Here is a 23,365-nt window from a genome sequence, read left to right as displayed (position 1 = left end):
GTCGTCATAGAAGGCAAACGAACACCGGGAGGTCACATGACCGACTATCGCAAGCTATTCGATCTCACCGGCAAGACCGCCGTGGTGCTGGGCGCAGCCTCGGGCATCGGCAGATCCTCGGCTGAAGCGCTGGCATCGCTTGGCGCCCGCGTGCTGTGTGCGGATCGCACGCTGGAGGGCGCGGATGCGACCGCCGCGGCGATCCGTGAGCAGGGCGGATCGGCAACGGCCGCCGGTTGCGATGCCGCCGACCGTACGGACGTGGAGGCGCTGGCGGCGAAGGCGCTCGCGGAATTTCAGCGCGTCGACATTGCCGTCACCACGCCGGGGTTGAACATCCGCAAGACCATCCTCGACTACACCGACGAGGATCTCGATCGCGTCATCAACCTCAACATCAAGGGCACGGTGTGGTTCTTCCAGGCGTTCGGCCGCATCATGGTCAGGCAACAAGGCGGCAGCCTGATTGCCTGCTCGTCGGTGCGCGCGGTGACGATCGAGCCGGGGCTTGCGGTCTATGGTTCGACCAAGGCGGCGATCGGTCTCCTGGTGAAGGGCTTCGCGTCTGAGGTCGGGCGCTCCGGCGTCCGCGTCAACGCCATCGCGCCGAGCATTGCGGAGACCGCGTTGACCGGCCCGTTGAAGCAGCGGCCGGACATTTACAATCTCTATGCCGGCCACACCGTGTTCAATCGCTGGAGCAGCGCCGACGAGGTCGCCACCGCCGTCGCTTATCTTGCATCTGATGCGGCGAGCTATGTCAGCGGCAGCACGCTGTTCGTCGATGGCGGCTGGACGGCGGTCGACGGACCGCCGACGGGCCTCACGCAACTGACGCGGTAGAATAGGTGAGTTTATCTCGATCGAGCCACGATTGCTTTCGAATCATGCTTTGCGGCCGTTGGCATCGATCGACAGCGCCTGGGCAATGAATTTGTGCGTCGGGGTCGGTACGCCGAGCTTCTCACCCATGCGTACCAGGGCGCCCGAGAAATAGTCGATCTCGAGCGGTTTGCCGGCTCGCCGGTCGAGCAGCATGGACGTGATCATCTCGCGGGGATTGGCGTCGGCGGCCTTCATGATCGTCGCGAAGTCGGTGGGCTTGAACGGCACGCCGGCTGCGAGGCCGACGGCGATCACCTCGCGCACGGCATCCTCAAACAGGGCGCGGGTGCCGGGCGTCTCGCGCATCGGTCCGTACGACGCATTCGTCAGCGTCATCATGCCCGAACTCGGTGCGAGTGATGCGAACTTCAGCCAGACATTGTAGCGGATCTCTGGTGTGAGCACGGCATCGAGGCCGGCCTCCCTGCATACGTGTTGGAAGGCCTCGAGCTGCGGATTCGCTCGCCCATCCGGCTCGCCGAACTCGATGCGGCCGGGTTGCGCCTTGTGCTCGATCACGCCAGGCCGCGCGATGTGGCTCGAGATGCGCACCACGCCCGGCACCACGTGCGCACGCGGCAGGTGCGCCCTGATGAGGTCCGGCCCCTCGATGCCGTTCTGCAGCGAGATGATCGTGGTGTCGTCCCGAACCGCGGCCTGCAACGCTTTCGCCCCGCGCTCGGTATCGCCGAGTTTGGTTGCAAAAAGCACCATCTCCGGAGGCTCAGCCCCGGCGGGATCGCCGACGGCCTTCACCGGCTTCACAGTGCGATCGCCGCTGATACCAATGATCTGCAGCCCATCCCGAAGCATCGCGTCGAGATGTGCTCCGCGCGCGACGAAGGTGACGTCCTGCCCCGCGGCCGCCAAACGCCCACCGTAGTAGCCGCCAATGCCGCCGGCACCCATGACCAGAATTTTCATGGTCTCTCCTCGCCAAGCCGCGAACGGCAGAGAAGTGCCGATCGGCAACATTCCTGCCAATCCTGGGTTCAAGCTAGCACATTGGAACCGGCCGGATAACGACGGACCGGGTTGATTTTCGCCCTTGAGCCTGACTGCCTGGTGTCTACGGCGTTGGACCGGAAACGAATCCAGCCTGGCGGCGCAACTCCGATGTGTCCGGCGACGTCAGCAGCGCGATCAGGCGTTGCGCCTGTGATGCCGCCGACGCCTGCGTCGCAACGGCAGCCGTGTACATGGTTGCGAGCCCGCATCCCGGCGGCAGCGTGCCCGATAGCACGACACCCGGCGTGCTGATGATCTCTGTGGATTGCGTGCAACCGATCGGCCGCCGGTCACTGGACTCGGCCAGATGCCGCATGGCCGTCGCGCCGTTCGGAAAGACCTTCAGCCGCTCGGCGACGACATCGGCGATGTCGAGTTGCGCCAGCACCTTGGCGACATGAATTCCGGCGGTTGATGCCTTGGTGTCGGGCACGAAGATCGCATCTGCATCGAGCAGCACTGCGCGCAGGCCGGCGGCGTCCTCAGCGCTTGCCGGCGGATCGCCGGTGCGGACCGCAAGCGCCGTTTCAACGCGGCCGATGTCGGCGATCGAGCTGCGCAGCACCAGCCCTTCATCGGCGAGCTTCGCGATCAGCGCAGCGGTCAGGATGACGATGTCGGTCGGAACACCGGCACGCAATCTGTCGGCCATGGCGCCCACTGCGCCGAAATCACCGGCAATGCCGAAGCCGGTTTCGGTTTCAAACGCAGGCGCAAGGCTGCGCACCAGTCCTTGCGCTGCGCCGCCGCTCAGGATGTTCAACGTCTTCATTTGCACCTGTTCCGTCACCACGGTCTTGGCCGCTACGTGTCTATTCGTTCTTGTCCAGCCTTCTGACGACGTCTGCCCACTTCACGATATCGGCGCGCAGAAATTTGTCGAAGGCTTCCGGCGTCATGGTCATCGGCACCGCGCCCTGTTCGGCCCAGAGCTTCTCGACTTCCGGCCGCCTCACCGCTGAATTCACGGCCGCATTGAGTTTGTCGATGATCGGCTTCGGTGTACCCATTGGTGCCATCAGGCCAAGCCAGATCGTGGCTTCATAACCGGAAACGCCCGCCTCGACGACCGTGGGAACGTTCGGCAACACCGCGGAGCGCGTCTTGCCGGTTGTTGCAAGCGCGCGCACCTGGTTCTCGGCAACATTCGGCGCCATCGCTGGAACGGCGTCGATCATCATCTGGACCTGACCGCCGATGACGCCGCTGCGGGCCTCGCCGCTGTTGCGGTAGGGCACATGCACGATATTGATCCCGGCCATGGCTTTGAACAGCTCGCCCGCCATGTGATACGGCGTGCCCTGACCCGACGACGCGTAGTTCAGCTTTCCAGGCTCTGCTTTTGCAAGCGCGATGAATTCCTGCAGGGTCTTGGCCGGCACGGCGGGGTGGACCACGATCACCAGATCCGAAGTGTTCAGGGATGCGACCGGCGTCAGGTCGCGCATCAGCTCATATTTGCGCTGAGGCACCAGCGATTCATTGGCGGTCTGGGTGTTCGACATCACCAGGAGGGTGTAGCCATCGGGCAGCGCCTTCGCGACCTCGAGCGTGCCGATCACGCCGCCGGCGCCGGTGCGGTTCTCCACAACGAAGGGCTGGCCGAGGCTTTCCTGCAGGATGATGCCGATCTGGCGCGCCACGACGTCGGCCGGGCCGCCGGGACCAAAGGGAACGATGATCCTGACCGGCCGCGCAGGGTAATCCTCGGCGGCCGTATGTGCGCCTGACATCGACACGGTCAGCAATGCCGCGACACACATCAAGGCGTACCGAAAGCCCGCCATTGATCGTCTCCCCCAACTTTAGTCTTCTTTCTTGACCAGAAGTCTAGCTGCAACCTGAACCATCTGTCGACGACAGACATCGTCTTCGCGCATCGGAATAAGGGCGGGAGGACGGTGTACTCAAACTTCGCCATCGCGTGCGGGGAATCAAATGAGGAAACATCCTGGGCTGTCGCGCCGCGATCTGCTGAAGGGCACCAGCGCCGTGCTGGCAGGGACCGCCTTTTCAACGCGAGTGATGGCCGCCGCGCCACCCGCGGAACCGGTGACGCCGACCTTGATCGAGGCGGCGAAGAAAGAGGGACAGGTCGTCTATTACACCTCGACCGATCTGCCGGTCGCCGAGAAACTGGCGAAGGCGTTCGAGGCGAAATACGCGGGGATGACCGTGCGCGTCGAACGCACCGGCGCGGAACGTGTGTTCCAACGGGTCGGCCAGGAATATTCCAGCAACATCCACGCCGTCGACGTCGTCAATTCCTCCGACGCCGCACATTTCATCGTGTGGAAGCGCGACGGCATTCTGGCGCCCTACGTTCCGGAGGAGGTCGCGAAATACTATCCGGACGAGCATCGCGATCCGGATGGCCAGTTCGCAAGCTTCCGGGTGTGGCTTTCGATCATCGCCTACAACACCAATCTCGTGAAGGCCGAGGAGGCGCCGAAGAGCTTCGCCGATCTGCTCGATCCGAAATGGAAGGGCAAGATCGTGAAGGGGCACCCCGGCTACAGCGGCACCATCATGACCGCGACCTATCAGATGCAGCGCGATCTCGGCTGGAGCTTCTTCGAGCAGCTCGCAAAGCAGAACATCATGCAGGTGCAGTCCTCGACCGATCCACCGAAGAAGCTCGACCTCGGCGAGCGCGCGGTGATGGCCGACGGCAACGAGTACAACATCTTTCAGCTGAAGGAGATGGGCCGCCCGGTCGAGCCGGTCTACGCCACCGAAGGCTCGCCGATCATTGTCGGCCCCAATGGAATCTTCAAGGACTGTCCGCATCCGAATGCGGCAAGGCTGTTTCAATCGTTCGCGCTCGGACGCGAGGGGCAGCAGCTCAACGTCGAGATCGGTGGCCTCAGGTCGGTCCACGCGCAGGCCCAGGAGAAGGCCGGGCGCAAGCCGCTCAAGGACATCAAGACGATGAAGGATGACCCGGACGCGGTGGAGCGGGAAGGGGAATCGATCAAATCCCACTACACCCGTATCTTCCGAGTCTAGCGGACGGAGTGGGCTGGTGGCCGAGCATTTGGGCGTTTGCCGCATGGCTTATGCGCGGTTTTCGCCCGGATTGGGTCAATAATGCCCCTCGGCGGAGCGGATATTTGATGTTACCAATTTGGCATGAACCAGCATGCCAAGATCGACATCCGCCATTCCACCTGTCCGCACGACTGCCCCTCGGCTTGTGCGCTCGACGTCGAGGTGATCGAAGGGCGCTCGATCGGCAGGGTGCGTGGCTCGAAGCGGCAGACCTACACGGCCGGCGTGGTCTGCGCCAAGGTCGCGCGCTATGCCGAGCGGATTCATCATGCCGAACGGCTGATGCATCCGCTGCGCAGGACCGGCCCGAAGGGCTCCGGCCAATTCGCGCGGATTTCCTGGGATGAGGCGCTGGACGAGATCGCGGCGCGTTTCGACGCCGCCGAGCGACAATTCGGCGCCGAGTCGGTCTGGCCCTATTACTACGCCGGCACCATGGGGCTGGTGATGCGCGACGGCCTCAACCGGCTGTCGCATGTGAAGAAGTATTCGCGCTTCTATGGCACGATCTGTTCGACCATCGCGCGCATCGGCTTCGCCGCCGGGACCGGCAAGATCGCCGGCGTCGATCCGCGCGAGATGGGCGTCTCCGATCTCGTCGTGATCTGGGGCACCAATCCGGTGAACACCCAAGTCAACGTGATGACGCATGCATCGCGCGCGCGGAAGGAGCGCGGCGCGAAGATTGCGGCGGTTGACGTTTACAACAACGAGACCATGAAGCAGGCCGACATCAAGATCCTGCTGCGGCCGGGAACCGATGGCGCCTTCGCCTGCGCCGTGATGCACGTGCTGTTCCGCGAGGGATTTGCCGATCGCGATTATCTCGCGCGCTATACCGATTGCCCGGACGAACTGGAAGCGCATCTGAAGACCCGCACGCCGCAATGGGCCTCAGCGATCTCGGGTGTGCCGGTCGAGGAGATCGAGGCATTCGCGCGGCTGGTCGGGACGACCCAGCGCTCGTTCTTCCGCCTTGGTTATGGGTTCACCCGCAGCCGCAACGGCGCCGCGCAGATGCATGCCGCGCTGTGCATTCCTGCGGTGACCGGCGCCTGGCAACATGAGGGCGGCGGCGCATTCTTCAACAATGCCGGCATCTGGCGCTTCGACGAGTCGATCATCGAAGGCCACGACGCGATCGATCCCACCACCCGGGTGCTCGACCAGTCGAAGATCGGCCGCATCCTGACCGGCGATGCCGAGGCGCTGAAGGGCGGCGGGCCGGTCAAGGCGATGCTGATCCAGAACACCAATCCGATGACGGTGGCGCCCGAGCAGGCGCTGGTGCGCCAGGGCTTTGCCCGCGAGGATCTGTTCGTCGCGGTGCACGAGCAGTTCATGACCGAGACGGCGCAGATGGCCGACATAGTGCTGCCGGCGACGATGTTCATGGAGCACGACGACCTCTATTACGGCGGCGGTCATCAGCATATCTCGGTCGGCCCGAAGCTGATCGATCCGCCCGGCGAGTGCCGCTCCAACCACGAGGTGCTGCAGGGGCTCGGCCGCCGGCTCAATGCGGTGCATCCCGGTTTCGACATGACGCCGCGCCAGCTGATAGACGCAACTTTGAAGAAAAGCGGGCACGGCGATATCGAGACGCTGGAGGCCGATATCTGGCGCGACCTGCAGCCGGATTTCCGCACCTCGCATTATCTCGACGGCTTTGCCCATGCCGACAAGAAGTTCCACTTCAAGGTCGATTGGGGCAAGGTCCCGGTCGGCGCGGGCGGGCTGATGGGCGCGTGGGACAAGATGCCCTCGCTGCCCGACCACTGGACCATCATCGAGGAGGCGGACGCGCAGCATCCGTTCCGGCTCGCGACGTCGCCGTCGCGCAGCTTCCTCAACACCAGCTTCAACGAAACGCCGTCGTCGCAGGCCCGCGAGGGCGCGCCGACCGTGATGATCCACCCCGATGATGCGGCCGCGCTGTCGATCGCTGACGGGGAGGCCGTGACGCTGGGCAACATGCGCGGCGAGACCACGCTGACTGCAAAACTGTTCGATGGCGTTCGCCGCGGCGTGCTGATCGCCGAGTCGATCCATCCGAACAAGTCCCACATCGGCGGGCGCGGCATCAACATGCTGACCGGGGCGGAGGCCGTCGCACCGCTCGGCGGCGCCGCGTTCCACGACAACAAGGTCTGGATCAGGAAGGCGTCCGCCGCCGCTTAATTCCTGCTTGCAGTCGGCGCCGATCCTGCCGCAAATGTGCGCTAGCAATAGCGCACAGGCAAAAACAGGCAGGAAACATGACCGACAACAGCGTTCTTCTCGAGAAGCGCGGGCAGGCGTTCTGGATCACCATCAACCGCCCGGACAAGCGCAACGCGCTCAATGCCGGTGTGATCGCGGGCATCGCCAAGGGCTATCGCGAGGCGCATGACGACAAGGACGTGCGCGTCATCGTGCTGACGGGTGCAGGTGACAAGGCGTTCTGCGCCGGCGCCGATCTGCAGAACAGTGGCGCCGCGTTCTCCATGGATTTTTCGCGTCCGAATGTCGACTACGCTGATTTGTTGCGGCTGTCGCAGAACGCGACCAAGCCCGCGATCGCGCGGGTCGGCGGCGTCTGCATGGCCGGCGGCATGGGCCTGCTGTGCATGACCGACATGGCGGTGGCCGCCGATGGCGTGATCTTCGGCTTGCCGGAGGTGAAGGTCGGCGTGTTTCCGATGCAGGTGCTGAGCCTGCTGCAATCGATCGCCCCCGCACGTTTGATCAACGAATGGGCGCTGACCGGCGAGCCGTTCGATGCGAAGACCGCGCAGGCCGCGGGTCTGCTCAACTACGTCGTGCCGGCGGCCGAGCTCGACGCCAAGGTCGATTGGCTGATCGGCCGCATCGTCGACAAGTCGCCGACCGCGATCCGCCGCGGCAAATACGCGATGCGGGCGATCGCGTCGATGTCGTTCGACGAGAGCATCGCCTACACCGAAAGCCAGATCGCGCTGCTCGCGATGACCGAGGACGCCAAGGAAGGCCTCAAGGCCTTCGGCGAGAAGCGCAAGCCGACCTGGACGGGGCGCTGAGGCATCACTGTGCCGCTTCGCCTCGCTGCATACGGCCGCTCAGGGTGACGGAATTGGCTTGGTCAGTGTCATCACCCGCGCATGCGGGTGATCCAGTATTCCAGAGACGGTTGTGCTTGAGCCGATAGGCCGCGGCGTACTGGGTCGCCCGGTCCATGTGCGCAATTTGCGCACAGGCCGGGCCACGACAACAGTGGATGAGGACAAAGCTTCACGTCCTCTCAGCCGCGCAGTATCAAAATATCGAAAACAACCCCATGCACAGTAGCCGGGCGGCTGCCGGCGTTCGACGCGGCAGCTTGACACGTCGGGCAAATCAGCGGCATTATTCTATTATACCGAAATTGCGCGAGCGCGCCGCGCACCCGTTCCCCGGGAGAACGAGGTGAGGGAGCGCGATGGCCATCGCACGCTAGAGCCTATACGGTTCCGATTGAATCGGAACGGGGCTCTAGATTCTTGTTTTGACGCGTTTTCTTCACGCGAACCGGTATCCACTTCGCTCGAAAACGCTCTAACCCGCGTTGGCCTTCAGGCCGGCGGCTTCGATGCCGGCCACGGCGCAGATCTCGTCATTGTCCGAGGTGTCGCCGCTGACGCCGACGGCGCCGAGCAGGGTCGAGCCGTCCATGATCAGGACGCCGCCGGGGACCGGCACCAGCCGGCCCTGCGCCAGCGTGTTCACGGAATCGATGAAATAGGCCTGCTCCTGCGCGCGCTGATACAGCGCCCGCGATCCCATCCCGAGCGCCAGCGCGCCATAGGCCTTGCCATGGGCGATCTCGGCCCGCATCAGGCTGGTGCCGTCCTGCGCCGCCGTCACCTTCACCGCGCCGCGCGCGTCGAGGATGGTGACCACCAGCGGCTTCAGCTTCTTCTCGACGCCCTTGGCGAGTGCGGCATCCAGAATCTTGCGGGCGGTGTCGAGAGTGAGCTCAGCCATGGGCCTTTTCCTTTGTCGGCAATAATTGGTCGGATTTCGATGTCGCACGTTTCAGGCTCATCGCCAATACGCTGGCAACGTGCAGCGGCGTACGCCCGCTGCCGTCCTTGATCTGGTGCCGGCAGGAGGTGCCGTCGGCCACGATCAGCGTGTCCGGATCCGCGCTGCGCACCGCGGGGAGCAGCGACAGCTCGGCCATCTCGATCGAGGCCTGATAGGTGTCGGCGCCATAGCCGAATGCGCCGGCCATGCCGCAGCAGCTCGACTCGATGGTCTTGACGTCGAGGCCCGGCACGAGGCGCAGCACCTTCTCCACCGGCTTGAACGCGCCGAAGGATTTCTGGTGGCAATGGCCGTGTACGACGGCCTTGCCGGCGACCGCGCCGAGCGGCAGAGCGAGGCGCCCGGCCTCGGCCTCGTGCACCAGGAATTCCTCGAACAGCAGGGCGTGGGCGCTGACGGTCTTGGCGGCGTCGTCCGATCGCAGCGACAACAGCTCGTCGCGCAGGGTCAGCAGGCAGCTCGGCTCGAGGCCGATGATCGGCACGCCGCGCGCCGCGAACGGCGCGTAGGTCGCAACCAGCCGCTCGAGTTCGGCACGGGCCTGCTCCACCAGACCCGCCGACAGGAACGTTCGCCCGCAGCACGGCGGGCGGCCGCCGCCTGATGGCCGAGGCAGATGCACGCGGTAGCCGCCGGCGACCAGGACCTCGACCGCGGCGTCGAGATTTTCTCGTTCATAGCCGCGGTTGAACGTATCGGCGAACAGCACGACTTCGCGCCCCTCAGGCGGACCCAGCACCTCGGCGTCCGGCCGGAAGGTGTCGCGGCGAAATTCCGGCAGCGCGCGTTTCGCGCTGATGCCGGCGAGTGCCTCGAACAGCGCACGCAGCAGCGGGCTCTTGTTGCGCCAGTTCGCGAGCGGCGCAAAGCGCGAGGCGAGATCGACATAGCGCGGCAGATAGCCGACCAGCCGGTCGCGCAGCGACAGGCCGTGCGACGCGGCGCGGGCGGCCAGCACCTCGATCTTCATCTTGGCCATGTCGACGCCGGTCGGGCATTCATGGCGGCAGGCCTTGCAGGACACGCAGAGTTTCAGGGTGTCCATCATCTCGTCGGAGGCGAGCGCGTCCGCACCCAACTGGCCCGAGATCGCCAGCCGCAGCGTGTTGGCCCGACCGCGGGTGACGTCCTTCTCGTTGCGCGTCGCGCGATACGAGGGGCACATCACGCCGCCTTCGAGCTTGCGGCAGGCGCCGTTGTTGTTGCACATCTCGACCGCGCCCTGGAAGCCGCCGCCGGCGCCGGGATAGGCCGACCAGTCGAGCGCCGTCTTGAATTCGCCGACGCGATAATCCGGCGAAAAACGAAACAGCGAGCGGTCGTCCATTTTCGGTGGATCGACGATCTTGCCCGGGTTGAGCGTGTTGTCCGGATCGAAGCGCTGCTTGACCTCGCGGAAATCGGCGACGATGCGCGCGCCGAACATGGTCTCGTGGAATTCCGAGCGCACCAGGCCGTCGCCGTGCTCGCCGGAATGCGAGCCCTTGTATTCGCGCACCATCGCGAAGGCTTCCTCGGCAATGGCGCGCATTGCCTTGACGTCCTTATCGAGCTTGAGGTTGAGCACCGGGCGCACATGCAGGCAGCCTTCGGAGGCATGCGCATACATCGTGCCGCGGGTGCCGTGCTTGGCAAACACGGCATTGAGCCGTTCGGTATAGTCGGCGAGATGCGGCAGCGGCACCGCGCAATCCTCGACGAACGAGACCGGCTTGCCCTCCTGCTTCATCGACATCATGACGTTGAGCCCGGCCGCGCGGAAATCTGCGATGCCGGCCTGCAGCGCGGGCTCGACGATCTCGACCACGCCGCCCCATTTGCGCTGCGGTCTGTCCCAGCCGAAGCCGAGATCGCCCATCAGTTCGTCGAGCTGCTTCAGGCGGGCGAGGTTTTCGGCCTGATCCTCCTCGGCGAACTCGACCACCAGGATCGCGTCCGGATCGCCGCGCACGGCGGCGGAAATGATCGGCTGGAACATCGCGATCTCGCGGCCGAGCGCGATCATGGTGCGATCGACCAGCTCGACCGCGATCGGCCGCAGCTTGACCAGATGCTGGGCCGCATCCATCGCCTCGTAGAAGCTGCCGAAATGGCAGACGCCGAGCGCCTTGTTGCGGATCACAGGCCACAGCTTCAGCTCGACCTGCGTCGTGAAGGCGAGGGTGCCTTCCGAGCCGACCAGAAGATGCGCCATGTTGTTCGGCGCATTGCGCGGCACCAGCGCGTCGAGGTTATAGCCGCCGACGCGGCGCTGCACCTTGGGGAATTTGTCCGCGATCTCGGCCGCCTCGCGCTCGCCAAGATCGAGCATGTCGCGAAACAGCCTCTCACCGCTGTCGGGAGCATTGACCCGCGTCAGGTCGCGCGGCACCTCGCCGAAATGCAGCAGCGTGCCGTCGGCGAGCGCCGCGTCCATCGATAGCGTGTTGTCGCGCATGGTGCCGTAGCGCAACGAGCGGCCGCCGCAGGAATTGTTGCCGGCCATGCCACCGATCGTGGCGCGCGACGCAGTCGAGACGTCGACCGGAAACCACAACCCGTGCTGCTTCAGCTGACGGTTGAGGTCGTCGAGCACGATGCCAGGCTCGACCACGCAGATGCGGTTCTCGACGTCGAGCGAGAGGATCCGATTCAGGTGCTTGGAAAGGTCGACCACGATGCCGTCATTGACGGTCTGGCCGCATTGCGAGGTGCCGCCGCCGCGCGGGGTGACGATCCGCCCGGCGTCGCGGACGATCGCCAGCGTCCGCAGCGCCTCGTCGACGGTGCGCGGCACCACCACGCCGGCCGGCATGATCTGGTAGAACGAGGCATCGGTCGCGTAGCGGCCGCGGTTGAAGGCATCGAAAAACACGTCGCCGGTCAGGTCGGACCGCAGGCGCTGTTCGAGCGAGGAGGCGTTCTTCATCCCAGATCCGATGTGATCCGCGGCGCAATCCATATTGCCCGGGAATTATTCATTCGATTGAGCCGATAATTATATTATGAATTCAAAATGAGCAACTAGCTGCCCTGAGGCGTCGCCTCTGGGGCGGCGTCCGGCCCCTCGGCGAGGTGCTCGAGGGCGGCGCCCCGCTTGTTGCGCAGATGGGCGAACAGGATGTCGCTGAGCTCGCTGCCGGCGCGGCGGCGCAGCGCATCGAGGATCGCCTCGTGCTCGCGCATCGCCTCGGCCCAGCGCTGCCGCTTGCGGGCGAAATTGGCGGAGTAGCGCACACGCCGGATCCGGCCCGCGAAGTTGGCGTAGGTCGTCTTCAGCGTCTCATTGCGGGCGGCCGCGACGATGCTCTCGTGGATCTGCTGGTTGGTCTGGAAATAGCCGTGCATGTCGCGGTGCAGATAGTGGCCGTACATCTCGTAATGCAGCCGCTCGATCGCGGCGATCTCCTCGTCCGTAATGGCCTCGCAGGCCAGCCGTCCGGCCAGGCTTTCCAGCCCGGCCATGACGTCGAACAGCTCCTCGAGGTCGCGTTGGCTGAGCTGGCGCACCCGCGCGCCGCGGTTGGGTAACAGCTCGATTAGGCCCTCGGCGGCCAGCACCTTGAGGGCCTCGCGCAGCGGCGTCCTGGAGATCCCCAGCATTTCGCACAGCTGGCGTTCCGGAACGCGAGCACCTTCGGGAATGTTGCCTTCCACCACATAGTCGCGCAGCCGCAGCAGGATCTCGCCGTGAAGCGAGACTTCATGGCGGTCGCTGCCGCTGCCGGCGGCGGGTTGGGTGATTGGAACCCCGGTCTCGGGAATCGCAGATTTCATATTCTGAACAATAATTTGCCGGCGCGGTCGCGTCGATCTCCACAATCGAATACCAAAATTCGATTGATAATACAAAAAATGAATGCAAAATGGTTACCCGAGGAGCCGAAATCCGGCGATTGGGAGGTTCTCATGCATCAAGGACGCCATTTTCTGCAGATTCCGGGGCCGAGCCCCGTTCCGGATCGCATTCTTCGCGCGATGGACATGCCGGTCATCGACCATCGCAGCGCCGAGTTCGCCGAGCTTGGCCGCATTGTGCTCGAGGGAAGCGGCAAGGTCTTCCAGACCGCAGGCCCGGTGGTGATCTTCCCGTCGTCGGGTACCGGCGCCTGGGAAGCCGCGATCGTCAACACGCTTTCGCCCGGCGACAAGGTCCTGATGGTCGAGACCGGGCACTTCGCCACGCTGTGGCGGCAGCTCGCCGGCCGTTTCGGCATCGAGGTCGACTTCATTGCCGGCGATTGGCGGCGCGGCGCCGATCCTGCGTTGATCGAAGCAAGGCTCGCCGCGGACACCGCGCACAGCATCAAGGCGGTGATGGTCGTCCACAACGAGACCTCGACCGGCACGACCAGCCGGATCGCCGACATCCGTTCCGCCATCGACCGCACCGCCCATCCGGCGCTGTTGATGGTCGACACCATCTCTTCGCTCGGCTCGGTCGACTACCGGCACGACGAGTGGAAGGTCGATGTCAGCGTCAGCTGCTCGCAGAAGGGTTTCATGCTGCCGCCCGGCCTCGGCTTCAACGCCATTTCGGAAAAGGCCCGCGCCGCGTCGCGCACCAACAAGATGCCGCGCTCCTATTTCGATTGGGAGGAAATGCTGAAGCCGAACGCCAAGGGCTTCTTCCCCTATACGCCGGCGACGAACCTGCTCTACGGGCTGCGCGAGGCGATCGCGATGCTGCTGGAAGAGGGGCTCGACAACGTGTTCGCCCGCCATCGGCGGCTCGCCGCCGCGACGCGCGCGGCCGTCAACCAATGGGCGCTCGAGAATCTCTGTCAGGAGCCGTCGGAGTTTTCGCCGGTGCTGACCGCGGTGATGATGCCGCCCGGCCATGATGCCGATGCGTTCCGCAAGGCTGTGCTCGACAATTTCAACATGTCGCTCGGTGCCGGCCTGTCGAAGGTCGCCGGCAAGGTGTTCCGCATCGGTCATCTCGGCGAGTGCAACGAGCTGACGCTGCTCGGCGCGCTCACCGGCGTCGAGATGGGGCTGTCGGTTGCCGGCGTGCCGCACCGCTCGGGCGGCGTCGAGGCGGCGATGCGGCTGCTCGAGCAGCGCGATCAACGCAACGCCGCGTCGCATCTGAAGGTGGTCAGCACGTAGCGACACCAACAACTAAAAAATCGCGGATCAGGGAGGGGAAGGATATGAGGCTTCGGTTCAAGGCCACCCATGTCGTGTTGGCCATGCTCTGCGTGATGTATTTCATCACCTATGTCGACCGCGTCAACATCGGCACCGCGGCCAGCGAGATCCAGAAGGAGCTCGGTCTGTCGAACACCGAGCTTGGCTTGGTGTTCTCGGCCTTCGCCTATCCGTATCTGCTGTTCCAGGTGATCGGCGGCTGGGTCGGCGATCGTTTCGGGCCGCGCAAGACCTTGTTCTGGTGCGGCATGATCTGGGCTGCGGCGACCATCATGACCGGCTTTGTCCATGGTCTCGCCGCGCTGTTCGTCGCGCGCTTCGCGCTCGGCTTCGGCGAAGGCGCGACGTTCCCGACTGCGACCCGCGCGATGCAGTACTGGACGCCCGCGAACCGCCGCGGTTTCGCGCAAGGCCTCACACACGCCTTCGCACGGCTCGGCAACGCGGTGACCCCGCCGGTGGTCGCGCTCCTGATCCTCTGGCTGACATGGCGCGGCGCCTTCGTCGCGCTCGGCATCGTCAGCCTGATCTGGGGTGTTGTGTGGGTCTGGTACTTCCGCAACCAGCCGGCCGACCATGGTTCGATCACCGCGGCCGAGCTTGCGACGCTGCCGCCGCGGCCGAAAGGCGAGCGGCCGAAGGTGCCGTGGGGCCCGCTGTTGCAGCGGATGTGGCCGGTGACCTTGACGTACTTCTGCTACGGCTGGTGCCTGTGGCTGTACCTCAACTGGCTGCCGCTGTTCTTCAAGAACAACTACAGCCTCGATCTGAAGAACTCGGCCCTGTTCGCATCCGGCGTGTTCTTTGCCGGCGTCGTCGGCGACAGCATCGGCGGTGTCATCTCCGACCGCATCCTCGAACGCACCGGCAATGTGCGGCTGGCGCGACTCAGCGTGACTGTCGTGGGTTTCGCGGGCGCGCTGCTCTCGCTGATGCCGATCCTGTTCGTTCACGACATCACGGTGGTCGCGCTCTGCCTGTCGGCCGGCTTCTTCTGCGCCGAGCTCGTGATCGGCCCGATGTGGTCGATCCCGATGGACATCGCGCCGAAATATTCCGGCACCGCGGCTGGGCTCATGAACAGCGGCTCGGCGTTTGCGGCGATCGTCTCGCCGCTGGTTGCCGGCTTCGTCATCGACGCCACCGGGAACTGGTACCTGCCGTTCCTGATGTCGATGGGGCTGCTGCTGCTCGGTGGTTTCTCGGCGTTCCTGATGCACCCCGAGCGCCCGTTCGAGGAGGCAAACGAATCGGTGGTGCCGGGCAAGGTGGTGGCCGCCGAATGAGCGGCTGCCGGCCTCCGCGGAGCGCCGTCAGATATGCATGACGGCCCCCCGCCGGGCCTAGGACAAACCCGGCGAATAGTGATATGCGAGCGGCTTACCAAGACCAAGGCAAGACCGGGAAAGACGCTCATGACCGTGCATACTGGAAGGCATTTTCTGCAGATTCCGGGACCGACCAACGTGCCGGACCGGGTGCTGCGGGCGATGGACATGCCGACCATGGACCATCGCGGCGCCGAATTCGCCGAGATCGGCTTTGCCGTGCTTGCCGCGATGCAGCGTGTGTTCCGCACCAAGCAGCCCGTGATCATCTACCCCTCGTCGGGGACCGGCGCCTGGGAAGCCGCGATCGTCAACACGCTGCAGCCGGGCGACAAGGTCCTGATGTGCGAGACCGGCCAGTTCGCGATGCTGTGGCACGGCATCGCCGACAAGTTCAAGCTCGACGTCGATTTCATTCCGGGCGACTGGCGCCACGGCGCCGATCTCGAGCAGATCGAGGCGAGGCTTGCCGCCGACAAGGCGCACAAGATCAAGGCGGTCTGCGTGGTCCACAACGAGACCTCGACCGCCTGCGTCACCTATCCGCGCGACGTCCGCAAGATTCTCGACACCCTGAAGCATCCGGCGCTGTTGATGGTCGACACGATCTCGGGCCTCGGCTCGCTCGAATACGAACACGATGCCTGGGGCATCGACGTCTCGATCGCCGGCTCCCAGAAAGGGCTGATGCTGCCGCCCGGTCTCGGCTTCAACGCCGTGTCGGAAAAGGCGCTGGCGGTGGCCAAGGCCAATCCGGGGATGCGCTCCTATTGGGATTGGCAGGAGGTCATCAACATCAACAAGGCCGGCACCTGGCCGTATACGCCCGCCACCAACCTGCTGTTCGGTCTGCGCGAGGCCGTGAAGATGCTGGAGGAGGAGGGGCTGGACAATGTCTTCGCCCGCCACAAGCGCCACAGCGAAGCGACCCGTGCCGCCATCAAGGTCTGGGGGCTGGAGACGCAGTGCCAGGAGCAGGGCGCGCATTCGCCGGCGCTGACCGCGGTACGCGTGCCCGACGGCCACGATGCCGACCACTTCCGCAAGGTCGTGCTGGAGAATTTCGACATGTCGCTCGGCACCGGCCTCAACAAGGTCAAGGGCAAGGTGTTCCGGATCGGGCACATCGGCCACTTCAACGATTTGATGCTGATGGGCACGCTGTCCGGCGTCGAGATGGGTCTTGATCTCGCCAAGGTGCCGCATCGCAGTGGCGGCGTGCTGGCGGCGATGGAGGTCCTCAAGGGACGCGACCCGTCGCAGGCGTCGAAAGCCGTTGCTTGAGTAGGCTGGCCTGAAACCTCATCGCAAAGAACAGAAAGAGCGAGACATGAACGCGCCCGTCGCACCGACCGAAGACCTGATCTACTCCGTCGCGGATGGGATCGCGCGCATCACGTTCAACCGGCCGCAGGCCCGCAACGCGCTGACCTTTGCGATGTACGAGCAGATGGCCACCATCTGCGAGAACATCAATCAGGATCGCTCCATCAAGGCGCTGATCCTGACCGGCGCCGGCGACAAGGCGTTCGCCTCGGGCACTGACATCTCGCAGTTCCGGGCGTTCAAGACCGCGCAGGATGCGCTGGACTACGAGGCGCGGATCGACCGCGTGCTGGGAACGCTCGAACAGTGCCGCGTGCCTGTCATCGCGGCGATTGCCGGCGCGTGCACCGGCGGCGGCGCCGGCATTGCCGCATGCTGCGATATCCGCATCGGTACCGAGGCGACGCGGATCGGCTTCCCGATCGCGCGTACGCTCGGCAACTGCCTGTCGATGTCCAACATCTCGCGGCTGGTCTCGCTCGTCGGTCCGGCGCGGACCAAGGACCTGATCTTCAAGGCGCGCCTGGTCGAGGCGCCCGAAGCCCTGGCGCTCGGGCTGCTGAACGAAGTCGTCCCCGATGTGGAAACCTTGCAACGCCGCGTCACCGAGACCGCGCAGCTCGTCGCGAGCCATGCGCCGATCACGCTCGAGGTGACCAAGGAAGCGGTGCGTCGCATCCGCCGCACGCTGTCGCGCGACGAGGGCGAAGACCTGATCCTGCGCGCCTACATGAGCGAGGATTTCCGCGAAGGCATGGACGCCTTCCTCAACAAGCGCGCGCCGAACTTCAAGGGCAAGTAACGGCTGCGAGGATCGTCCCCATTTCATCTGTCATCGCCCGGCCTGTGCGCAATTGCGCACATGGACCGGGCGATCCAGTACGCCGCGGCCCATCGGTTCAATAGCGACTGCCTTTCAACAGCGACTGCCTCTGGAATACTGGATCGCCCGGTCAAGCCGGGCGATGACACCGTTTGTCGATGCGAGCGAAGCAACGACACCCGCCTCATTCCAAAGTCATAGGTCATGCGGCAGTTCGGCGGCTTGAACTCACCTGCATTCTCGGCACAATGACGCCAAACTCGCCACCTCGACGGTTTTGCGAAGCCGAACAAATAGATAAGGAAGAACACGTGGGACAGATTGTGAAAACCACGGCGGCCATCGCGGCCTTGCTGCTGAGCACGCCGGCCTTCGCCGGCTGGGAGCCGAGCAAGCCGGTCGAGATCGTGGTTGCGGCGGGCGCTGGTGGCGCGTCCGACCAGATGGCGCGCATGATGCAGGCGGCGATCCAGAAGAACAATCTGATGAAGCAGCCGATGGTGGTGTCGCTGAAGGGCGGCGCATCGGGTGCGGAAGCGCTGATGTACATGAAGTCCAGCGAGGGCGATGCCAACAAGGTGCTGATCGCCTATTCGCTGATCTACATGCTGCCGCTGTCGGCCAAGATTCCGTTCAACTGGCGCGACCTCACGCCGGTGTCGGTGATCGCGCTCGACCAGTTCGTGCTGTGGGACAATGCCTCCGGCCCCAAGACGGTGAAGGATTTCATCGCGGCCGCCAAGGCGGCGAGCGCGCCGTTCAAGATGGGCGGCACCGGCTCCAAGCGCGAGGATCACGTGCTGACCGTCTTCATGGAGCAGAAGACCGGCGCGAAATTCTCCTATCTGCCCTACAAGTCCGGCGGCGAGGCCGCGACCCAGCTGGTCGGCGGCCACACCGAGTCCAACGTCAACAATCCCAGCGAAAACCTCGAAGTCTGGCGTGCCGGACAGGTTCGCGCGCTCTGCGTGTTCGACAAGGAGCGCATCTCCTACAAGACCAAGGTCACCGACACGCAATCCTGGAACGATATCCCGACCTGCAAGGAAGAGGGGCTGGACGTGCAGTATCTGATGCTGCGCGCGATGTTCCTGCCGGGCAAGGTCACGCAGGAGCAGCAGGCATTCTATGTCGACCTGTTCCAGAAAGTGACGCAGACGGCCGAATACAAGGACTACATGGAGAAGCAGGCCTTGAAGCCGATCTTCCTCACCGGCAAGGACATGGTCGAGTTCCTCGAGGATGACGACAAGCAGAATGCCTCGCTCATGAATGCCGCAGGCTTCGTCGCGAAATAAGGTTGCCGTTGTCGTACATTTCTACGTCGTCATTCCGGGGCACCCGAAGCGTGAACCTCAGATGCGCAAGGCGCATCGGGGAATCTCGAGATTCCGGGTTCGATGCTTTCGCATCGCCCCTGAATGACCCGTCTGATTGCTTTACCTTCCGTTCGAAATCGCCTTGCATCGCGTCGCCGCCCCATCGATATTGCGCCGCAGTATGGCCGAACGTCCGGCGAGCCCGATCGGGCTGGGTCACCCCTCCGTCGCCGTTGCGGGACTGTGAGGAGCGATCATGACCAAAGCCGTGTTGGGGATCATCGGCGGATCCGGCATCTACGACCTGCCGGGCCTGGAAAATGTCCGGGATGAAACCATCGCAAGCCCGTGGGGCGAGCCGTCGGCGCCGCTGCGCCGTGGCGAGATGGCGGGACTGCCGATCGTGTTCCTGCCGCGGCACGGCCCGGGACACGCGCTGTCGCCGTCCGACATCAATTATCGCGCCAATATCGACGTGCTGAAGCGGGCCGGGGTCACCGACCTGGTCGCGCTGTCGGCGTGCGGCTCCTTCAAGGAAGAGCTGCCGCCGGGCACCTTCGTGCTGGTCGACCAGTTCGTCGATCGCACGCACAAGCGCGAGAGCTCGTTCTTCGGCAGGGGCTGCGTCGCGCATGTGTCGATGGCGCATCCGGTGTCGCCGCTGCTGGTGATGCACCTCGCCGCCGCGGCCGAAGCCGAGCGCATCGCGTTCGCGCGCGGCGGCACCTATCTCTGCATGGAGGGGCCGCAATTCTCCTCGCTCGCCGAAAGCCTGACCTACAAGGCGCAGGGCTATTCGGTGATCGGCATGACCAACATGCCCGAAGCCAAGCTCGCCCGCGAGGCCGAGATCTGCTACGCCAGCGTGGCGATGGTCACCGATTTCGACTGCTGGCATCCAGCGCATGATGCCGTGACGGTGCAGGATATCATCCGCGTGCTGAACTCGAACGCCGAGAAGGCCAAGGCGCTGGTCGCGCGTCTGGCGCGGGATTTCCCGCGCGCGCACGAGCCGTGTCCGATCGGTTCGGACCGGGCGCTGGACACCGCGCTGATCACGGCGCCCACGGCGCGCGATCCGCAGCTGCTTGCCAAGCTCGATGCCGTCGCCGGAAGGGTGTTGCGCGCATGAAAGTCGACGGTCGCCATTTTCGCAGCATCTGGCTCGAACCCGACGGCTGGTCGGTCGGCGCGATCGATCAGCGACGATTGCCGCACGAGTTCATTGTTGCGAAGATCACGACGGCGGAGGAGGCCGGCGAGGCCATCAGCTCGATGCTGGTGCGCGGTGCGCCGCTGATCGGCGCGACCGCAGCCTATGGCATGGCGCTTGCGATGCGCGCCGATGCCTCCGATGCGGCGCTCGACCGGGCCGGCAAGATGTTGGCCGCGACCCGGCCGACCGCGATCAATCTGAAGTGGGCTGTTGACGAGATGCAACGCGCGCTCGCGCCGCTCGCCGCGTCCGCCCGCGCGGAAGCGGCCTATGCCCGCGCCCGCGAGATCGCCGATGAGGATGTCGAGATCAACCGCGAGATCGGCCGCCACGGCCTCGGCCTGATCGAAAAAATCGCCGCGACCAAGAAGCCGGGCGAGCCGGTCAATGTGCTGACGCATTGCAATGCCGGCTGGCTTGCAACCGTCGATTGGGGAACGGCGACGTCGCCGATCTACCAGGCGCATGACCGCGGTATTGCGGTCCATGTCTGGGTCGACGAGACGCGGCCGCGCAACCAGGGCGCCTCGCTCACCGCATGGGAACTCGGTCACCACGGCGTGCCGCATACCGTGATCCCCGACAACACCGGCGGCCATCTGATGCAGCATCGCATGGTTGACCTTGCGATCGTCGGGACCGACCGCGTCGCCGCCAATGGCGATGTCTGCAACAAGATCGGGACTTATCTGAAAGCGCTCGCGGCGCACGACAACGAGGTGCCGTTCTATGTCGCGCTGCCGTCGCCGACCATCGACTTTAGTATCGACGATGGCGTCAGGCAGATTCCGATCGAGCAGCGTGCGGCCAGTGAGGTAACGCACCTTACCGGGCGCACGGCGGACGGACGGATCGAGACCGTGCGCGTGGTTCCGGACGGCTCTTCGGTGGCCAATTTCGGCTTCGACGTCACGCCGGCGCGGTTGGTGACGGGATTGATCACCGAGCGCGGCGTCCTCGGCGCTACTCGTGCTGCGCTTGCGAGCGCATTTCCCGAACGTTCCACTGCTTAGCTGAAGGCTGCATTGACGGTGATTGGTTCAGCACGCTATCCCAATCGTTGCCCTCGCAACCCAGACCGTCCAGTCCATGTCCAACACCGAACTTGAGATCGTCGTCGACGATCCGACCGCGCCTGAAGAGAACTCGCCCGCCGTCGTCTCTACCGGCGCGGTCGACGTCATCGTCTCGCTGCTGCTGCTCGCGCTCGCCTTGGTGCTCGGCTGGGATAATTGGCGCACCGGCGCATCGTGGGATTCGACCGGGCCGCAGCCGGGCTATTTTCCGTTCTATCTCTCGGTGATTCTCGGCGCCGCCAGCCTCTATGGTCTCGGCGCGGCCTTCGTCTCGCGCCGGGAGGCTGCCGAGACCTTCGTCACCCGCGCCCAGCTTCGCCGGGTGATGGCGGTGTTCGTGCCGACCTTCCTGTTCTGCTTCGCCACCCAATATCTCGGCCTCTATGTCGCGAGCTTTCTCCTGATCGCGGGCTTCATGCGCCTGGTCGGCAAGATCGCGCTGTGGAAGTCGCTGCTCACCGCCTTCATCTTCACCGCCGCGATGTTCGTGACCTTCGACATCGCATTCGACGTCATCATGCCGAAGGGGCCGCTCGAAGCGGCCTTCGGCTACTGAGCTAACCGACGGGATTTCGAGACATGGAAGCCTTCGGTCTTCTGCTACACGGCTTTGCCGTCCTTTTGACGTGGAAGACGCTGCTGTTGATGATGGTCGGGCTCGTGCTCGGCATCTTCGTCGGTGTGCTGCCCGGACTGGGCGGTCCCAATGGCGTCGCGATCCTGCTGCCGCTGACCTTCACGATGGATCCGACATCCGCCATCGTGATGCTGTCGTGCATCTATTGGGGCGCGCTGTTCGGCGGCGCCATCACCTCGATCCTGTTCAACATCCCGGGCGAGGCCTGGTCGGTTGCGACCACGTTCGACGGCTATCCGATGGCGCAGCAGGGCAGGGCGGCCGAAGCGCTCACCGCGGCGTTCACCTCGTCGTTCATCGGTTCGCTGGTCGCGGTGCTGCTGATCACCTTCCTGGCGCCGATGATCTCATCGTTCGCGCTGAAGTTTGGTCCGCCGGAATTCTTTGCCGTCTACCTGCTGACCTTCTGTTCCTTCGTCGGTCTCGGCCGCGAAGCCAAGCACAAGACCGTGATCTCGATGTCGCTCGGGCTGCTGCTTGCCGGCGTCGGCATGGATACGGTGTCCGGGCAGCTGCGCATGACGTTCGGTTCTGCGGAGCTGCTGCGCGGCATCAACTTCCTCGTCGCCGTCATCGGCCTGTTCGGCATCAGCGAGATCCTGCTCACGATGGAGGAACGCCTGGCGCTGCGCGGACACGCCGCCAGTATCAGCCTGCGCGTCGTGCTCTCGGTGTGGAAGGACCTGCCGAAATACTGGGTGACGCTGCTGCGTTCGTCGGTGATCGGCTGCTGGCTCGGGATCACGCCGGGCGGTGCGATCGCGGCCTCCTTCATGGGCTACAACCTCGCCAAGCGTTTCGCCAAGGATCAGGAGAGTTTCGGCAAGGGCCGTATCGAGGGAGTGTTCGCGCCGGAGACCGCGGCGCATGCGTCGGGCACCGCGGCCTTGCTGCCGATGCTCGCGCTCGGCATTCCCGGTTCGGGGACTGCGGCGATCCTGCTTGGCGGCCTGATGGTATGGGGCCTCAATCCAGGTCCGCTGCTGTTCGTCGAGCACAAGGATTTCGTCTGGGGCCTGATCGCCTCAATGTATCTCGGCAACGTCGTCGGCCTGGTCCTGGTGCTGACCACAGTGCCGATCTTCGCCTCGATCCTGCGCGTGCCATTCGCGGCCGTCGCGCCCATGATCGTGGTGTCCTGCGCGATCGGCGCCTATGCGATCCAGAACGCGATGTTCGATATCTGGCTGATGCTGGGCTTCGGTGTCGTCGGCTACGTCTTCAAGAAGATCGGGATCCCGCTTGCGCCGTTCACGCTCGCTTTGGTGCTCGGCAGCCGCGCCGAGGACGCGTTCCGGCTCTCGATGATCGGCTCCGGCGGCGATATGAAGGTGTTCTGGTCGAACGGCCTCGTCGGCTCCATCACGACCTTGGCGATCGTGCTGCTGTTCTGGCCGGTGATCGATCGGGCCTTTGCCGGCGTCGCGCGTCTGGTGCGGCCGGCAAAGGCGTGAGGCTATAGAGCGTTTTCGAGCGAAGTGGATACCGGTTCGCGTGAAGAAAACGCGTCAAGACGAGA

At 64.6% G+C, this 23,365-nt stretch carries 19 protein-coding genes; 13 read left to right on the top strand and 6 right to left on the bottom strand.

All coding sequences use genetic code 11. The features are described 5' to 3' along the window. Positions 1–36 precede the first annotated feature (36 nt). Positions 37–843: an SDR family NAD(P)-dependent oxidoreductase gene (locus ACE103_RS28460; RefSeq protein ID WP_375775761.1), complete on the top strand. Its 807-nt coding sequence runs from the start codon at positions 37–39 to the stop codon at positions 841–843. A gap of 42 nt (positions 844–885) precedes the next feature. On the opposite strand, the gene ACE103_RS28455 is transcribed toward ACE103_RS28460, so the two are convergent. The 3 genes from ACE103_RS28455 to ACE103_RS28445 form a co-directional block, all read right to left on the bottom strand. Next, entirely contained in the window at positions 886–1,860 is a 975-nt protein-coding gene (locus ACE103_RS28455) for a 2-dehydropantoate 2-reductase (protein ID WP_375775760.1), read from the bottom strand. Positions 1,861–1,954: 94 nt separating this feature from the next. Next, a complete protein-coding gene (locus tag ACE103_RS28450) occupies positions 1,955–2,665 on the bottom strand; it encodes a molybdate ABC transporter substrate-binding protein (RefSeq protein ID WP_375775759.1) in 711 nt (236 codons plus the stop codon). A gap of 40 nt (positions 2,666–2,705) precedes the next feature. Next, a complete protein-coding gene (locus tag ACE103_RS28445) occupies positions 2,706–3,656 on the bottom strand; it encodes a Bug family tripartite tricarboxylate transporter substrate binding protein (RefSeq protein ID WP_375781196.1) in 951 nt (316 codons plus the stop codon). Positions 3,657–3,831: 175 nt separating this feature from the next. On the opposite strand from ACE103_RS28445, the gene ACE103_RS28440 reads away from it, so the two are divergent. The 3 genes from ACE103_RS28440 to ACE103_RS28430 all read left to right on the top strand — a co-directional run bounded on the left by ACE103_RS28440 (position 3,832) and on the right by ACE103_RS28430 (position 7,982). Continuing rightward, entirely contained in the window at positions 3,832–4,902 is a 1,071-nt protein-coding gene (locus ACE103_RS28440) for an ABC transporter substrate-binding protein (RefSeq protein WP_375775758.1), read from the top strand. 123 nt (positions 4,903–5,025) lie between these two features. Continuing rightward, positions 5,026–7,125, top strand: a complete 2,100-nt coding sequence (locus ACE103_RS28435) for a molybdopterin oxidoreductase family protein (protein ID WP_375775757.1) — start codon at positions 5,026–5,028, stop codon at positions 7,123–7,125. A gap of 77 nt (positions 7,126–7,202) precedes the next feature. Then, positions 7,203–7,982: an enoyl-CoA hydratase/isomerase family protein gene (locus tag ACE103_RS28430; RefSeq protein ID WP_375775756.1), complete on the top strand. Its 780-nt coding sequence runs from the start codon at positions 7,203–7,205 to the stop codon at positions 7,980–7,982. Positions 7,983–8,496: 514 nt separating this feature from the next. On the opposite strand, the gene ACE103_RS28425 is transcribed toward ACE103_RS28430, so the two are convergent. The 3 genes from ACE103_RS28425 to ACE103_RS28415 all read right to left on the bottom strand — a co-directional run bounded on the left by ACE103_RS28425 (position 8,497) and on the right by ACE103_RS28415 (position 12,744). Next, a complete protein-coding gene (locus ACE103_RS28425; protein WP_223969127.1) occupies positions 8,497–8,925 on the bottom strand; it encodes a heme-binding protein in 429 nt (142 codons plus the stop codon). After that, positions 8,918–11,896 carry an FAD-binding and (Fe-S)-binding domain-containing protein gene (locus tag ACE103_RS28420; protein ID WP_375775755.1) on the bottom strand — a complete coding sequence of 993 codons (2,979 nt, stop codon included), beginning with the start codon at positions 11,894–11,896 and terminating at the stop codon, positions 8,918–8,920. The genes ACE103_RS28425 and ACE103_RS28420 overlap by 8 nt, the downstream gene beginning before the upstream one ends. A 95-nt stretch (positions 11,897–11,991) precedes the next feature. Beyond that, positions 11,992–12,744, bottom strand: coding sequence for a GntR family transcriptional regulator (locus ACE103_RS28415; RefSeq protein ID WP_375775754.1), 753 nt, complete (start codon positions 12,742–12,744; stop codon positions 11,992–11,994). Between the two features lie 132 nt (positions 12,745–12,876). Between ACE103_RS28415 and ACE103_RS28410 the strand changes: the two genes are divergently transcribed. The 9 genes from ACE103_RS28410 (at position 12,877) to ACE103_RS28370 (ending at position 23,300) form a co-directional block, all read left to right on the top strand. Beyond that, positions 12,877–14,079, top strand: coding sequence for a pyridoxal-phosphate-dependent aminotransferase family protein (locus ACE103_RS28410; RefSeq protein WP_375775753.1), 1,203 nt, complete (start codon positions 12,877–12,879; stop codon positions 14,077–14,079). A 44-nt stretch (positions 14,080–14,123) separates the two neighbouring features. Beyond that, a complete protein-coding gene (locus tag ACE103_RS28405) occupies positions 14,124–15,407 on the top strand; it encodes an MFS transporter (protein ID WP_223969133.1) in 1,284 nt (427 codons plus the stop codon). Positions 15,408–15,536: 129 nt separating this feature from the next. After that, a complete protein-coding gene (locus tag ACE103_RS28400; protein WP_375775752.1) occupies positions 15,537–16,733 on the top strand; it encodes a pyridoxal-phosphate-dependent aminotransferase family protein in 1,197 nt (398 codons plus the stop codon). Positions 16,734–16,779: 46 nt separating this feature from the next. Further along, the gene (locus tag ACE103_RS28395) at positions 16,780–17,577 is read left to right on the top strand and encodes an enoyl-CoA hydratase/isomerase family protein (RefSeq protein WP_375775751.1); all 798 of its coding nucleotides are present in this window, start codon (positions 16,780–16,782) and stop codon (positions 17,575–17,577) included. A gap of 341 nt (positions 17,578–17,918) precedes the next feature. Next, positions 17,919–18,896: a Bug family tripartite tricarboxylate transporter substrate binding protein gene (locus tag ACE103_RS28390; RefSeq protein WP_375781195.1), complete on the top strand. Its 978-nt coding sequence runs from the start codon at positions 17,919–17,921 to the stop codon at positions 18,894–18,896. Between the two features lie 277 nt (positions 18,897–19,173). After that, positions 19,174–20,049 carry an S-methyl-5'-thioadenosine phosphorylase gene (locus ACE103_RS28385; RefSeq protein ID WP_375775750.1) on the top strand — a complete coding sequence of 292 codons (876 nt, stop codon included), beginning with the start codon at positions 19,174–19,176 and terminating at the stop codon, positions 20,047–20,049. Beyond that, complete coding sequence (mtnA, locus tag ACE103_RS28380; protein ID WP_375775749.1) at positions 20,046–21,146, top strand: S-methyl-5-thioribose-1-phosphate isomerase; 1,101 nt, start codon at positions 20,046–20,048, stop codon at positions 21,144–21,146. The genes ACE103_RS28385 and mtnA overlap by 4 nt, the downstream gene beginning before the upstream one ends. A 76-nt stretch (positions 21,147–21,222) precedes the next feature. After that, on the top strand, positions 21,223–21,765 hold the full coding sequence (locus ACE103_RS28375) for a tripartite tricarboxylate transporter TctB family protein (protein WP_375775748.1): 543 nt from the start codon (positions 21,223–21,225) through the stop codon (positions 21,763–21,765). A 23-nt stretch (positions 21,766–21,788) separates the two neighbouring features. Then, positions 21,789–23,300 carry a tripartite tricarboxylate transporter permease gene (locus tag ACE103_RS28370; protein ID WP_375775747.1) on the top strand — a complete coding sequence of 504 codons (1,512 nt, stop codon included), beginning with the start codon at positions 21,789–21,791 and terminating at the stop codon, positions 23,298–23,300. Positions 23,301–23,365: the final 65 nt, after the last annotated feature.

It is taken from the genome of Bradyrhizobium sp. ma5 (assembly GCF_042258955.1).
Lineage (GTDB): Bacteria > Pseudomonadota > Alphaproteobacteria > Rhizobiales > Xanthobacteraceae > Bradyrhizobium.
The sequence above is the reverse complement of the archived record's forward strand: the minus strand, read 5'-3'. Positions and strand labels throughout refer to the sequence as shown.